The following is a 14270-nucleotide window of genomic DNA, read 5'->3' on the forward strand; positions in this document are numbered from 1 at the left end:
CTCTCGCGCGGTTTGGGATGCTGCGGGCTCTTAGCCTGGCCTGCAGACTATCGCTCCCGAACCTCGCGAGCCCTGCCACACAGGGTTTCGCTGCCGCCGCCTGAGGAGAAAATTAGAAATGACCTTCGTCGTTACCGACAACTGCATCAAGTGCAAGTACACCGACTGCGTCGAAGTGTGTCCGGTGGACTGCTTCTACGAAGGCCCGAATTTCCTGGTCATCCACCCGGATGAGTGCATTGATTGCGCCCTGTGTGAACCAGAATGCCCGGCCGTCGCTATCTTCTCCGAGGATGAAGTCCCGGCGGATATGCAGGAATTTATTCAGTTGAACGTCGAGCTGGCGGAGATCTGGCCGAACATCACTGAGAAGAAAGACTCGCTGCCTGACGCAGAAGATTGGGATGGTAAAAAAGGTAAGATCAAACACCTGGAGCGCTAATAGCGCCGCCGCCCAACTGAAAAAGCCCCTTTCCGGGGCTTTTTTGCATTCTGGAGCAGGCATTTACTTTTTTGCAGGCAAAAAAAAGGGGCGGTATGACCCGCCCACATTTTTTCCCTAGTCCCTTTATTCCTTTTCATCATCCTGATGAATCGCATCCTGCGATGTTCCCTGAGCCATCGTTCCTTAATGGCTGTGTCAATCCGTGGACACAGGACTGATGTTAGAGAGTTCCAAGGGAAGTTCAATGGGATCCAAATCGCCGACCGACACGTGATCGCTCTCTGGCGAAGATAAATAATCTTTATATTTCATATAGATAGAAAATGCCTTCATCGATTTTAGCCGCACACGCCAGGTAAAAAACCCAAACACTTACGCAAAAGTAGGCGATTGCTTACACGCCTGATTGCGTAAATGCGCAACTAATATTCGTGGGCGGTTTTGCGAGCAAGAAAAAGCCCCGACAACGCGAGGCTTTTTTCGCTGCAACCTTTTCAGTCTTCGCTCACCGTAATCGTCGGCATTGCCGGTGCTGATGCTTCCTGCAGTACGATCCGCGCCCCCACGTGACGGGCCAGCTCCTGATAAACCATGGCGATCTGACCATCAGGCTCGGCAGCAACAGTAGGTTTACCGCCGTCGGCCTGTTCTCGAATCGCCATCGACAACGGCAACGAAGCCAGCAACTCAACCCCGTACTGGGTCGCCAGCTTTTCACCGCCGCCTTCACCAAACAGATGCTCAGCGTGGCCGCAGTTGGAGCAAATGTGCACGGCCATGTTCTCCACGACACCCAGCACCGGGATGTTGACCTTACGGAACATCTCCACACCTTTTTTGGCATCGAGCAGCGCCAAATCCTGGGGCGTGGTCACGATCACCGAGCCGGCCACAGGGACTTTCTGCGCGAGGGTCAGTTGGATATCGCCAGTGCCTGGCGGCATGTCGATGACCAGGTAATCCAAATCGCCCCAGGCGGTCTGCGTAACCAATTGCAGTAAGGCGCCGGAGACCATCGGGCCACGCCATACCATCGGCGTGTTGTCATCGGTCAGGAACGCCATGGACATGACTTCCACGCCAAGAGATTCGATAGGCACGAACCACTTCTGATCCTTGACCTTAGGCCGCGTGCCTTCTGCAATTCCGAACATCACGCCTTGGCTTGGGCCATAGATATCAGCGTCTAGAATGCCCACACGCGCGCCTTCACGGGCCAAGGCCAGGGCAAGGTTGGCAGCCGTGGTGGATTTCCCCACGCCGCCCTTGCCTGACGCCACGGCAATTACATTCTTGACGTTAGCCAGGCCCGGGATCTGCGCCTGAGCCTTGTGCGGCGCGATTACGCACTGGATGTCGACCTTGGCAGATGCCACACCATCCAGACCTTCAATGGCGATTTGCAGCATCTGCGCCCAGCCACTCTTGAACAGACCGGCGGCATAGCCCAGCTCCAGGTGGACCGACACCTGATCGCCCTGGACCTCAATGGCGCGCACACAACCGGCACTGACCGGGTCCTGATTCAAATAGGGGTCGGTGTACTGGCGAAGAACGGCTTCCACCGCTGCGCGATTCACGGCGCTCATGGGCTACTCCCGAAAAAAGACTGACTGAAACAGGCGGCTATCCTAACCGTTCCGGCCGCTTAACGGCATGCTTTCGAAGATGGGGAAGATGCTGAAACAGCGCCACGGGGTGAAATAAATTTCCTGGCGCTTTATAGTGGCCGACCTCCGTTTCATCAAGTAGCCGAGCCCCATGTCCGAGCCACGCAAGATCCTCGTCACCAGCGCCCTGCCCTATGCCAATGGTTCTATCCATCTTGGCCATATGCTTGAGTACATCCAGACCGATATGTGGGTGCGCTTCCAGAAGCATCGCGGCAACCAATGCATTTATGTCTGCGCGGACGACGCCCACGGTTCGGCCATCATGCTGCGCGCCGAAAAGGAAGGCATCACCCCGGAACAACTGATCGCCAATGTGCAGGCTGAACACAGCGCCGACTTTGCCGAGTTCCTGGTGGATTTCGATAACTTCCACTCGACTCACGCTGAAGAAAACCGCGAACTGTCGAACCAGATCTACCTGCGGCTGCGCGACGCCGGGCACATTGCCCAGCGTTCGATCACACAGTATTTCGACCCGGAAAAGAAAATGTTCCTGGCCGATCGCTTCATCAAGGGCACCTGCCCGAAATGCGGCACCGAAGACCAGTACGGCGACAACTGCGAAAAATGCGGTGCGACCTATGCGCCCACCGATCTGAAGGATCCGAAGTCGGCCATCTCCGGCGCCACACCGGTGCTCAAGGATTCCCAACACTTCTTCTTCAAGCTCCCGGATTTTCAGCAGATGCTGCAAACCTGGACCCGCAGCGGCACCCTTCAGGATGCCGTGGCCAACAAGATCGCCGAATGGCTGGATGCGGGCCTGCAACAGTGGGACATCTCGCGCGACGCGCCGTACTTCGGCTTCGAGATCCCAGACGAGCCAGGCAAGTACTTCTATGTCTGGCTGGACGCACCGATCGGCTACATGGCCAGTTTCAAGAACCTCTGCGACCGTACGCCGGAGCTGGACTTCGACGCGTTCTGGGGCAAGGACTCCACCGCCGAGCTGTACCACTTCATCGGCAAGGACATCGTCAATTTCCACGCACTGTTCTGGCCAGCGATGCTCGAAGGTTCGGGCTACCGCAAGCCTACTGGCATTGCAGTGCACGGCTACCTGACGGTCAACGGGCAGAAGATGTCCAAGTCCCGTGGCACATTCATCAAGGCGCGCACCTACCTGGACCACCTGTCCCCGGAATACCTGCGCTACTACTACGCATCCAAATTGGGCCGTGGCGTCGACGACCTCGACCTGAACCTGGAAGACTTCGTACAGAAGGTCAACTCGGACCTTGTGGGCAAAGTCGTGAACATCGCCAGCCGTTGCGCCGGATTTATCCACAAGGGCAACGCCGGCTTACTGGTGGCAGAAAATGCCGCACCGGAACTGACCGATGCGTTCCGGGCCGCCGCGCCAAGCATCGCCGACGCCTATGAAGCCCGCGACTTTGCCCGCGCGATGCGCGAGATCATGGGCCTGGCCGACCGCGCCAACGCCTGGATCGCCGATAAGGCCCCGTGGTCGTTGAACAAGCAGGAAGGCAAGCAGGCGGAAGTGCAGGCGATCTGCGCCACAGGTGTCAATCTGTTCCGCCAGTTGGTGATCTTCCTCAAACCGGTTCTGCCGTTGCTGGCAGCCGACGCGGAGGCGTTCCTCAATGTTGCGCCACTGACCTGGAACGACCACACCACCTTGCTCAGCAACCACCAGTTGAACGAGTTCAAGCCGCTGATGACCCGCATCGATCCCGTGAAAGTCCAAGCCATGACCGACGCTTCGAAAGAAGACCTCGTTGCTAGCCAGACCGATACCGGTTCGACTGCACCAACAGGAAATGGTGAATTGGCCAAAGACCCACTTTCTCCGGAAATCGAGTTTGACGCGTTTGCCGCCGTTGACCTCCGTGTTGCGCTGATCATCAAGGCGGAAGCCGTAGAAGGTGCCGACAAACTGCTGCGCCTGACGCTGGATATCGGTGACGAGCAACGCAATGTGTTTTCCGGGATCAAAAGCGCTTATCCGGATCCGTCCAAGCTCGATGGTCGCCTGACCATGATGATCGCCAACCTCAAGCCTCGAAAAATGAAGTTCGGTATCTCCGAAGGCATGGTGATGGCGGCCGGCCCTGGGGGTGAAGAGATCTACCTGCTGAGCCCTGATAGCGGCGCCAAGCCGGGTCAGCGCATCAAGTAACGCTGCAATACAGCCCTGTCGTCTCGGCGACAGGGCTATAGATAGCTTATGGCTGGATAACGCGGGCGTGTTGGGCCTGGTATTGCTGTGGACTCACACGCAAAGGTCCTACCTCACATGTTCGCGATGAGCCTGGACACCGGTCTCGGTTTTTGGCCGTTGCTGAGACTGTTCAGCGACTTACGCCAGCAGATCGCGGGCAATGACATTTTCCTACCTTTTCGCGGCCTACCGGTCGAGCTGATGGCGCTAGCATTCCGGGGCTTCAATGCAATGATCAAAACATGAGCCTGATTCAACGTATCGACGCACTGCTGCCGCAGACCCAATGCGGCAAGTGCGGACACCCAGGGTGCAAGCCTTACGCCGAGGGCATCGCCCAGGGCGAGGCCATCAATAAGTGCCCGCCGGGTGGGTATGAAACGATTGCGGGCCTGGCGCAGTTGCTGAGCCTGCCGCTGCTGGAACTGGACACCACCCGTGGCGAGGCGCCTGCGCAGGTTGCGTATATCCGCGAGGCCGAGTGCATAGGGTGCACCAAGTGCATCCAGGCCTGCCCGGTGGATGCCATCGTCGGCGCAGCCAAGTTTATGCACACAGTGATTATCGACGAGTGCACGGGCTGTGACCTCTGCGTCGCGCCCTGCCCGGTAGACTGCATCGAGATGCGTCCTCCGATCACCGTACTGCCTATCGTAGGTGGCTTGGCGGCCAACGACGAAGAGCGGCATGAACGTGATATCAAGCGCAATCGCGCACGTTGGCGCTTCGAGCAACGTAACGCGCGCCTGCAACGGGAAGAGGACCACAAGCTCGCAGAACGTCTGGCGCGGGCCAAACGTCCAGCGCAGGTGACGCCTGTGCCGCTGGATGGAGCACAGGCCGCACAGGACGCGGCGGTGAAAAAAGCCAAAGTCAATGTCGCGATGAGCCGCGCTCAGTTGCATAAATCATTGAAGGCCTTCGGGCATCCGCCGACGTTTGACCAGCAATCCCAGTTGATCGTCCTACAACAACAGTTTGAGGCAGCTGAGCAGGCACTGGCCAAACTTGAACCCGCCAACATTCCCGCAGCGCCTGTGAGCAACACCGCTGGCCTCAAGCGCGCCAAAATCCAACTGGCGATGCGCCGCGCCGAATTGAAGAAAGCCCAGGATCAACAGGCCGATGCACAACAATTGGCCGATGCGCAAAACAAGCTCGATGAAGCCCAGCGTCAGGTAGATGCCCATGGTGCTTGACGTGTGGCTGGGCACGCCGCCAAGTATGGTTGTACTCACGCTATCGATGGGCGCTCGGAATTCAGACTTCGCGGTGACTGGTAGCAGGGTTCCAAGCTTGGGCCCACTATTCGAAACCACGTTGCTCGCCAACAAGGAATCTTCTGCCTCATGAACGCCGCAAAACGCCTGGAAATTTTCCGCAGACTTCACGAAGACAATCCGGAACCCAAGACCGAACTGGCATACTCCTCGCCGTTCGAGTTGCTGATTGCGGTGATCCTGTCGGCCCAATCCACGGACGTTGGCGTCAACAAGGCCACGGCCAAGCTGTATCCCGTGGCAAACACGCCAGAGGCGATTTATGCGTTAGGCGTGGATGGGTTGTCGGAATACATCAAGACCATTGGCCTCTACAACAGTAAGGCCAAAAACGTCATTGAAACCTGCCGCCTGCTGGTAGAGCTGCATGGAAGCGAAGTGCCGCAAACCCGTGAAGCATTGGAAGCCTTGCCGGGTGTGGGCCGCAAAACCGCCAACGTTGTGCTCAACACTGCATTCCGGCAACTGACCATGGCCGTGGACACTCATATCTTCCGGGTCAGCAACCGAACGGGCATTGCACGTGGCAAGAACGTGGTTGAGGTAGAAAAGCAGTTGATGAAGTTCGTGCCAAAGCCCTACTTGCTCGACTCCCACCATTGGCTGATCCTGCACGGGCGCTACGTTTGCCAGGCACGCAAGCCACGCTGCGGCAGCTGCCGTATCGAAGACCTGTGCGAATACAAGGACAAAACGTCGGACGATTGAGGGGGCATTAGTTTTCTCGATCAGTCGATTGAAAAAATCTTTTTTACCCGTTCATGGATTATCGTTATAAGGAGCGCCAACGGCAGTCTTACTCCGGAGTTAACGTTATGAGCACTGACAAAGAACAGTTGGATGTGGAAGACGACCTCGTTGAGTCGGATGATGATGGTGCAGAGGCTCCCGTGATAGAGGTCGCCAAGACCAATCTGAGCAAACGCCGTACTATCGACAATCTTCTGGAAGAACGACGCTTGCAAAAACAACTGGCCGACTACGACTTCGATCTCTAAGCCAGCGGTCGAGGGCCGGAAGCCTCCCTTACGGAGGCTTTTTTCTGCGGACTATGCTGGGCTAGGTGCAGCCTGCAAGCCTTCTATACCAAGCCGTTGCGCTGGGCCAGTTCGATCAAATCCACCAGGGAACGAGCATTGAGCTTAAGCAACAAGCGAGTCTTGTAGGTGCTGACAGTCTTGTTGCTGAGGAACATACCGTCGGCGATTTCCTTGTTCGTACGGCCCCGAGCCAGTTGCTGCAACACCATCATTTCCCTGCCTGACAACCGCTCGACCATATCAGCCTCACTGGCGTTGCCCATGGTGGAGCGTACCGAGTTGAGTGCCTGGTTTGGAAAGTAGCTGTAACCCGACAAAACCGCTTTGATCGCACTCAGCAATTCAGTCAAGTCCTGCTGTTTGCACACATAACCCGCAGCGCCCGCCTGCATACAACGCATGGAAAAGTGACCTGGGGCCTGGGATGTGAGCACCAGCACCTTAAAGGGTATAGGTTGTTTGGCAGACGAGAACCTGCAAATAACTTCCAGGCCATCGAGTTTGGGAATCCCAATATCCAATATGACAATGTCCGGCATATGCTCCCGCGCAAGTTGCAACGCATCGACACCGTTATTGGTCTCGGCAACGACCTCATAACCATGACGCTCCATTAGCATACGCACAGCAAGACGAATGACGGGATGATCATCCACGATCAGCACTTTATTCATGAGAAAGTCCAATTTCGCTGTTCGAATTATTTAGAGCAAGCACAATAGCCTAGTCGTTTCATAGTTGGCATAGCGTCCCCCCCCGAGCAACAGCAAGCAGAGACCCAACCCACAGCGATAAAGGAAACGCCCTACAAAAAAACACCGATTCGAATGTTTCCGGTTTTATGGAGCCTTTCAGACCTTTCCGTCCCATCACACATTTTGAGTAAAATTTCCAGGTTACCAAGGGCAGAACGTGAACGAGCCCCACACAACTATCAGGAAATGCCCCTTGTCTTTCGACTACGGATACTGGAGCTGGTGGAGAAAAGTCGGTAGTTTCAGTTCCATTTAACATATTTTTTTACATCCCTATTTACTACAGAGTCTTAGGTCTCTCACATATTCTCCCGCACCAACATGAGTGAATTATCTGTAAGACTAGTTCCTATGCAGATGTAAAAAATTCATTCCTCCCTACAAAAAAATCGCAGACAGCACACAGCAATCGAGAAAAAAACACACTATCCGGATAAGTTTGAACACTGATTAAACAACGTTAAACAATACCGATCTATTTAGAATACTCAGGCAAAAAAAATGGCCCCTTGAACAAGGGGCCATTCTTCAAAACAAGCTAAACACTCAGAATAACGAGCGGCCTTTATTAGCGGCAATGCGCATGCGCAGTGCGTTCAACTTGATAAAGCCTGCTGCGTCAGCCTGGTTGTAAGCGCCGCCATCTTCTTCGAAGGTGGCGATGTTGGCGTCGAACAACGAATCATCAGACTTGCGACCGGTAACGATCACATTACCCTTGTACAGTTTCAGGCGCACAACGCCGTTCACGTGAGCCTGGGAGGCGTCGATCATCTGTTGCAGCATCAGACGCTCTGGGCTCCACCAGTAGCCGGTGTAGATCAGGCTGGCGTACTTGGGCATCAGCTCGTCTTTGAGGTGAGCCACTTCGCGGTCCAGGGTAATGGACTCGATGGCGCGGTGAGCGCGCAGCATGATGGTGCCGCCTGGGGTTTCGTAGCAGCCACGGGACTTCATGCCCACATAGCGGTTCTCTACGATGTCGAGACGGCCGATACCGTGTTCGCCACCGATACGGTTCAGGGTCGCCAGCACAGTGGCCGGGGTCATTTCGACACCGTCCAGTGCGACGATGTCGCCGTTGCGGTAGGTGAGCTCCAGGTACTGCGGCTTGTCTGGAGCGTTCTCCGGGGAGACGGTCCATTTCCACATGTCTTCTTCGTGCTCGGTCCAGGTGTCTTCCAGCACGCCGCCTTCATAGGAGATGTGCAGCAGGTTGGCGTCCATCGAGTACGGGGATTTCTTCTTGCCATGACGCTCGATCGGGATTGCATGCTTTTCAGCGTAATCCATCAGCTTTTCACGGGACAGCAGGTCCCATTCGCGCCAAGGGGCAATCACTTTCACGCCGGGCTTGAGCGCGTAGGCACCCAGCTCGAAACGTACCTGGTCGTTGCCCTTGCCGGTAGCGCCATGGGAAATGGCGTCAGCGCCGGTTTCGTTGGCGATTTCGATCAGGCGCTTGGCGATCAGCGGACGTGCGATGGAGGTACCCAGCAGGTACTCGCCTTCATAGACGGTGTTGGCGCGAAACATCGGGAAGACGAAATCGCGGACGAATTCTTCGCGCAGGTCGTCAATGTAGATCTCTTTCACGCCCATGGCTTGCGCCTTGGCACGTGCAGGTTCGACCTCTTCGCCCTGACCCAGGTCAGCGGTGAAGGTCACCACTTCACAGTTATAAGTATCCTGCAGCCACCTGAGGATCACCGAAGTGTCCAGGCCGCCGGAATACGCGAGAACGACCTTGTTTACGTCGGCCATGCCATCACTCCACGGGGTTGTACGGAAAGGCGTCGATTCTACCGATCAAAACCGTGGATTTACAGGGGCGCGACAGCAAATGAAGATAAAGCGACAGATTATGTCGAGCGAGCGACCGATGGTCGCACGTCAGGAGGTGTGTGCTGGGTTGCTCGGCCCCGCCGCCTGGGGCGCCGGTTTCTCGGGGACAGCCACACGTTCGAGCTGAATATTCACACGGCGGTTGCGGGCCCGGTTGGCGGCATTGGTATTGGGCGCCAAGGGGTAACTTTCGCCATGGAAACGCAGGGTAATCTGGGACTCCTGGATACCATTGGCCTTGAAGTAGTCCATCACCGCCAGCGCGCGGCGGCGTGAAACATCGCGATTGCTCAGGCGATTGCCACTGTTGTCCGAATGGCCATTCAATTCGACATGGTTGACGGTAGGATCCGCTTTCATGAATTCGAGAATCACTGCCAGCTTCTGCTTGGCCGCGGCGTCGAGCTCGATGCCCCCCCCAGGGAAGCCGACTTCAGTCTGCTTGACCTGATCGTAATTCATCGGCAACAACTTGGCCGTGCACAGCTGATAGTCGCTGTAGGCCTTGTTGAATTTCACCGGCAGCAGGCGAATTTCTGAATAGCCGCCCTCACGCCCATAGTGCCGCACGGTGGGCGAGCGGCCATCGAGCAAACCGTTGAACAGACGCCCAGCCTGGGCTTGAGAGCTGTTGAACAGCACATCACCGCTGCCAGCACGTACGGCACCGAGGTTGATGTCACCCCGACCGGGCTGCCAAGGGGCAGCGGCAGCCAACAAGGTGGCCGATCCTGCGCCCAGCGATCCGTTATAGGCTTTCAGACGGAACGTCGCCTGCTCACCCGCCCGGCGCACGAACTCACCCGAACCGAAATCAGTGATCGGTTGGGTCAGGCGGCACTCGAACTTGTCGCCCTCTACTTTCCACTCAATATTCTCCAGACGTGTCTGGAACGTGAGGGCCATCGCAGGCAGGCTGGCGAACACACTGAGCAGGGCTAGATAATGCTGGCGCACGGGAGGCTCCACTGGTTTCTACAACACTTCAAAGCGTCATACATCGATAAGGCATACGAAAGGCTATCGGATGCATCCTGCAAAACTTGATAGCGAGTGCCTGCAAGAGTCTTTTCCGGTAGCATTCCCACCAGATTGACCCGCCTGGAATCCCCAATGTCCGACCGCCTGACCCTGCTGCGTCCCGACGACTGGCATATTCATCTTCGCGATGGTGCTGCGTTGCCCCAAACCGTGGCCGATGTAGCGCGTACGTTTGGCCGCGCCATCATCATGCCTAACCTGGTACCACCGGTGCGTAACGCCGCTGAAGCCGATGCCTATCGCCAGCGTATCCTCGCTGCACGACCGGCCGGCAGCCGCTTCGAACCGTTGATGGTGCTCTACCTCACCGACCGCACCCAGCCCGAAGAAATTCGCGAGGCCAAAGCCAGCGGTTATGTGCACGCCGCCAAGCTGTACCCTGCTGGCGCGACCACCAACTCCGACTCCGGCGTGACCAGTATCGACAAGATCCTGCCCGCCATCCAAGCCATGGCCGAAGTGGGCATGCCGCTGCTGATCCACGGTGAAGTTACCCGTGGCGACGTGGACGTGTTCGATCGCGAGAAGATCTTCATCGACGAGCACATGCGCCGCGTGGTCGAGCTATTCCCGACCCTCAAGGTGGTGTTCGAGCACATCACCACGGCCGATGCCGTGCAGTTCGTCACCGAGGCCTCGGCCAACGTAGGCGCAACCATCACCGCCCATCACCTGCTGTACAACCGCAACCACATGCTGGTGGGCGGGATTCGGCCGCACTTCTATTGCCTGCCAATCCTCAAGCGCAATACCCACCAGGTGGCCTTGCTGGATGCCGCGACCAGCGGTAATCCGAAGTTTTTCCTCGGCACCGACTCCGCGCCTCACGCCCAGCACGCCAAGGAAGCCGCGTGCGGCTGTGCCGGTTGCTACACCGCTTATGCCGCCATCGAGCTGTACGCAGAAGCGTTCGAACAACGCAACGCCTTGGACAAACTCGAGGGTTTCGCCAGCCTCAACGGCCCACGTTTCTATGGCCTGCCGGCGAATACCGACCGCATTACCCTGGTCCGTGAAGACTGGACCGCCCCTGCCAGCCTGCCATTTGGCGAGCTGACCGTTATCCCGCTGCGCGCCGGTGAAACACTGCGCTGGCGCCTGCTGGAGGAAAGCAAGTGAGTGAAGACCATTACGATGACGACCAGGAACACGGCGGTGGTGGTTCGCGCCACCCAATGGCCGAACGTTTCCGTGGCTATCTGCCTGTCGTTATCGACGTAGAAACCGGCGGTTTCAATTGCGCCACCGACGCGCTGCTGGAAATTGCCGCGACGACCATCGGCATGGACGAACAGGGCTTTGTGTATCCAGAACACACCCACTTCTTCCGCGTCGAGCCGTTTGAAGGTGCCAACATTGAAGCGGCAGCCCTGGAGTTCACAGGGATCAAGCTTGATCACCCACTGCGCATGGCGGTGAGTGAAGAAGCAGCGCTGACCGATATCTTCCGTGGAGTGCGCAAGGCGTTGAAGGCCAATGGCTGCAAACGCGCGATCCTGGTCGGGCATAACAGCAGCTTCGACCTGGGTTTCCTGAACGCAGCCGTGGCGCGGTTGGACATGAAGCGCAACCCGTTTCACCCGTTCTCCAGCTTCGACACCGCAACCCTTGCCGGCCTCGCCTACGGTCAGACCGTATTGGCCAAAGCCTGCCAGGCCGCCGGTATCGATTTCGACGGTCGCGAAGCCCACTCGGCCCGATACGACACAGAAAAGACCGCTGATCTGTTCTGCGGCATCGTCAACCGCTGGAAGCAGATGGGCGGCTGGGAAGACTTCGGCGACTGAGTTCAAATCCCGCCTATAAAAAAACCGGCCTGTTACAGGCCGGTTTCTTTGTACCTCGATTCTGGCTTACAGCTTGCCAGCGTTCTCGGTCAGGTAAGCCGCAACGCCTTCTGGCGAAGCGTTCATGCCTTTGTCGCCCTTCTTCCAGTTGGCAGGGCACACTTCGCCGTGCTCTTCGTGGAATTGCAGAGCGTCGACCAGGCGAATCAGCTCTTCCATGTTACGGCCCAGCGGCAGGTCGTTGATGATCTGCGAGCGGACAACGCCTTTGTCATCGATCAGGAACGCGCCACGGAAAGCCACGCCGCCTTCGGACTCAACGTCGTAAGCCTTGGCAATGTCGTGCTTCATGTCGGCAGCCATGGTGTATTTGACTTTGCCGATGCCGCCATCGTTGATGGCAGTGTTGCGCCAGGCGTTGTGGGTGAAATGGGAGTCGATGGAAACGGCGACCACTTCAACGTTACGCGCCTTGAAATCGTCCATGCGGTGGTCCAGAGCGATCAGCTCCGAAGGGCAGACGAAAGTGAAGTCCAGCGGGTAGAAGAACACCAGGCCGTATTTGCCTTTAATGGCTTCAGACAGTTTGAAGCTGTCAACGATTTCGCCATTGCCGAGCACGGCAGGTACGTCGAAATCCGGGGCTTGTTTGCCGACGAGTACGCTCATTAGGTATCTCCTGATGTAAGGGTGACGATTGAAGTAAAAGGACCGGCCTTGAGTCTGCCGCATTCAAGCGACAGCCCTGAGACGCAGTCACGCTTCGTGAAGACCGACCATCATACACTGAAAAAACCGTTCGTCAGCGTGAGGGCGGTGCGGGCAAATACCCTACGAATCTACTTTGACAATCATTCTCGTTAACATTAAGATCCATCGCACTTAAGCCTTAACCCCGCGACGGTTCTCCCTATGTATGTGTGCCTCTGTACTGGCGTCACCGACGGACAAATCCGCGAAGCAATCTATGAAGGTTGCTGCAGCTATAAGGAAGTACGTGAAACCACTGGCGTTGCCAGCCAATGTGGCAAATGTGCCTGCCTCGCCAAGCAAGTGGTACGGGAAACCCTGACGCAGCTGCAGACAGCCCAGGCAGCACTCCCCTACTCAGCAGAATTTACACACGCTTAAATAGGCGTGTTTTAAAGAGCCGGACTTAGTGTCCGGTTTTTTTATGCCTGTAATTCAATTAGTTAGCCCCAAGACGCGGAACACAAACATTCTTATTCCGATTAATTTTCATTTATTATTCAATAACTTAGGTTTGACACTGAGGTTTTCGCCGCTCAAACTCCGCCCTATACACAGCTATTACAGGGCAGGACCCCAGTCATGAAAGGCGACATCTCAGTCATCCAGCAACTCAACAAAATCCTTGCCAATGAACTGGTCGCGATCAATCAGTACTTTCTGCATGCACGCATGTACGACGATTGGGGCCTGGAAAAGCTTGGCAAGCGCGAATACAAAGAATCCATCAAAGCCATGAAGGATGCAGACGCGCTGATCAAGCGCATTCTGTTCCTGGAAGGCCTACCGAACGTCCAGGACCTGGGCAAGCTGAACATCGGCGAGCACACCCAGGAAATGATCGGCAGCGACCTGGGCTTTGAACGCAAGAGCCACAGCGACCTCAAGGCGGCCATCGCTCACTGCGAAGCCCAAGGCGATTTCGGCAGCCGTGAATTGCTGGAAGATATCCTGGAAGATCAGGAAGAACACATCGACTGGCTGGAAACCCAATTGGGCCTGATCGACAAGGTCACCCTGGAAAATTACCTGCAATCGCAGATGGGCGAATAAGCCTTATCGGCTTGCCGGTAAAACCCCACAAAAAAGCCCCGCTCTCTCACGAGAAGCGGGGCTTTTTATTGCAGGCGAATCAAGCGTCAGTCTTGGCCGCCGCATTTGCCGCTGCGTCTTTGATCAGCGTCTGCAACGAACCATCAGCTGCCATTTCAGTGATGATATCGCTACCGCCAACCAGCTCACCGGCTACCCACAGCTGTGGGAAAGTCGGCCAGTTGGCGTACTTCGGCAGGTTGGCGCGGATTTCCGGGTTTTGCAGGATATCCACGTAAGCGAACTTCTCGCCACACTGCATAACAGCCTGGGAAGCCTTCGCGGAGAAACCGCACTGAGGAGCGTTAGGGGCGCCCTTCATGTAAAGCAGAATGGTGTTATTGGCAATCTGCTCTTTGATCGTTTCGATGATATCCATG

General features: G+C 56.4%; 15 protein-coding genes and 1 pseudogene. 10 read left to right on the top strand and 6 right to left on the bottom strand.

The annotated features are described in order from the left end of the window. The first annotated feature begins 118 nt into the window (after nucleotides 1-118). Nucleotides 119-442 (top strand): ferredoxin FdxA, encoded by a 324-nt coding sequence (gene fdxA / locus ACKZ62_RS22650; RefSeq protein ID WP_095183956.1) that lies wholly within the window; start codon nucleotides 119-121, stop codon nucleotides 440-442. 497 nt (nucleotides 443-939) lie between these two features. On the opposite strand, the gene apbC is transcribed toward fdxA, so the two are convergent. Next, complete coding sequence (gene apbC, locus ACKZ62_RS22655; protein WP_099601221.1) at nucleotides 940-2034, bottom strand: iron-sulfur cluster carrier protein ApbC; 1095 nt, start codon at nucleotides 2032-2034, stop codon at nucleotides 940-942. Nucleotides 2035-2206: 172 nt separating this feature from the next. Here apbC and metG point away from each other — a divergent pair, with 172 nt between their 5' ends. The 5 genes and pseudogenes from metG (at nucleotide 2207) to ACKZ62_RS22680 (ending at nucleotide 6578) form a co-directional block, all read left to right on the top strand. Continuing rightward, nucleotides 2207-4258, top strand: coding sequence for a methionine--tRNA ligase (gene metG / locus ACKZ62_RS22660; RefSeq protein WP_122680286.1), 2052 nt, complete (start codon nucleotides 2207-2209; stop codon nucleotides 4256-4258). A 117-nt stretch (nucleotides 4259-4375) separates the two neighbouring features. Further along, a complete protein-coding gene (locus ACKZ62_RS22665; RefSeq protein ID WP_177434246.1) occupies nucleotides 4376-4546 on the top strand; it encodes a hypothetical protein in 171 nt (56 codons plus the stop codon). A 17-nt stretch (nucleotides 4547-4563) separates the two neighbouring features. After that, a pseudogene (locus tag ACKZ62_RS22670) lies at nucleotides 4564-4929 on the top strand (RnfABCDGE type electron transport complex subunit B); the annotation flags it as partial. Nucleotides 4930-5649: 720 nt separating this feature from the next. Further along, a complete protein-coding gene (gene nth / locus ACKZ62_RS22675) occupies nucleotides 5650-6288 on the top strand; it encodes an endonuclease III (RefSeq protein WP_032891781.1) in 639 nt (212 codons plus the stop codon). A 107-nt stretch (nucleotides 6289-6395) separates the two neighbouring features. Continuing rightward, nucleotides 6396-6578, top strand: coding sequence for a PA3496 family putative envelope integrity protein (locus ACKZ62_RS22680; RefSeq protein WP_032891782.1), 183 nt, complete (start codon nucleotides 6396-6398; stop codon nucleotides 6576-6578). Between the two features lie 83 nt (nucleotides 6579-6661). On the opposite strand, the gene ACKZ62_RS22685 is transcribed toward ACKZ62_RS22680, so the two are convergent. From ACKZ62_RS22685 to ACKZ62_RS22695, 3 genes are all read right to left on the bottom strand, one after another. Further along, nucleotides 6662-7294: a response regulator gene (locus ACKZ62_RS22685; RefSeq protein WP_447095855.1), complete on the bottom strand. Its 633-nt coding sequence runs from the start codon at nucleotides 7292-7294 to the stop codon at nucleotides 6662-6664. Between the two features lie 627 nt (nucleotides 7295-7921). Next, nucleotides 7922-9139, bottom strand: coding sequence for an argininosuccinate synthase (locus ACKZ62_RS22690; RefSeq protein WP_447095856.1), 1218 nt, complete (start codon nucleotides 9137-9139; stop codon nucleotides 7922-7924). A 129-nt stretch (nucleotides 9140-9268) separates the two neighbouring features. After that, entirely contained in the window at nucleotides 9269-10177 is a 909-nt protein-coding gene (locus ACKZ62_RS22695) for a flagellar protein MotY (RefSeq protein ID WP_032891785.1), read from the bottom strand. A gap of 156 nt (nucleotides 10178-10333) precedes the next feature. On the opposite strand from ACKZ62_RS22695, the gene pyrC reads away from it, so the two are divergent. Next, nucleotides 10334-11380, top strand: a complete 1047-nt coding sequence (pyrC, locus tag ACKZ62_RS22700; protein ID WP_447095857.1) for a dihydroorotase — start codon at nucleotides 10334-10336, stop codon at nucleotides 11378-11380. Continuing rightward, nucleotides 11377-12048 carry a ribonuclease T gene (gene rnt, locus ACKZ62_RS22705; protein ID WP_032891788.1) on the top strand — a complete coding sequence of 224 codons (672 nt, stop codon included), beginning with the start codon at nucleotides 11377-11379 and terminating at the stop codon, nucleotides 12046-12048. Before pyrC ends, rnt begins: the two co-directional genes overlap by 4 nt. Before the next feature lie 66 nt (nucleotides 12049-12114). Here rnt and ACKZ62_RS22710 read toward each other — a convergent pair whose 3' ends face one another. After that, nucleotides 12115-12717: a peroxiredoxin gene (locus ACKZ62_RS22710; RefSeq protein WP_003172097.1), complete on the bottom strand. Its 603-nt coding sequence runs from the start codon at nucleotides 12715-12717 to the stop codon at nucleotides 12115-12117. 243 nt (nucleotides 12718-12960) lie between these two features. Here ACKZ62_RS22710 and ACKZ62_RS22715 point away from each other — a divergent pair, with 243 nt between their 5' ends. Both ACKZ62_RS22715 and bfr read left to right on the top strand, forming a co-directional pair. After that, on the top strand, nucleotides 12961-13179 hold the full coding sequence (locus tag ACKZ62_RS22715) for a bacterioferritin-associated ferredoxin (RefSeq protein WP_010564137.1): 219 nt from the start codon (nucleotides 12961-12963) through the stop codon (nucleotides 13177-13179). A 201-nt stretch (nucleotides 13180-13380) separates the two neighbouring features. After that, nucleotides 13381-13851, top strand: a complete 471-nt coding sequence (gene bfr / locus ACKZ62_RS22720) for a bacterioferritin (RefSeq protein WP_017526353.1) — start codon at nucleotides 13381-13383, stop codon at nucleotides 13849-13851. Nucleotides 13852-13930: 79 nt separating this feature from the next. Here bfr and grxD read toward each other — a convergent pair whose 3' ends face one another. Further along, complete coding sequence (grxD, locus tag ACKZ62_RS22725) at nucleotides 13931-14269, bottom strand: Grx4 family monothiol glutaredoxin (protein WP_032891789.1); 339 nt, start codon at nucleotides 14267-14269, stop codon at nucleotides 13931-13933. Between the last annotated feature and the right edge of the window lies 1 nt (nucleotide 14270).

It is taken from the genome of Pseudomonas sivasensis (genome assembly GCF_052938085.1).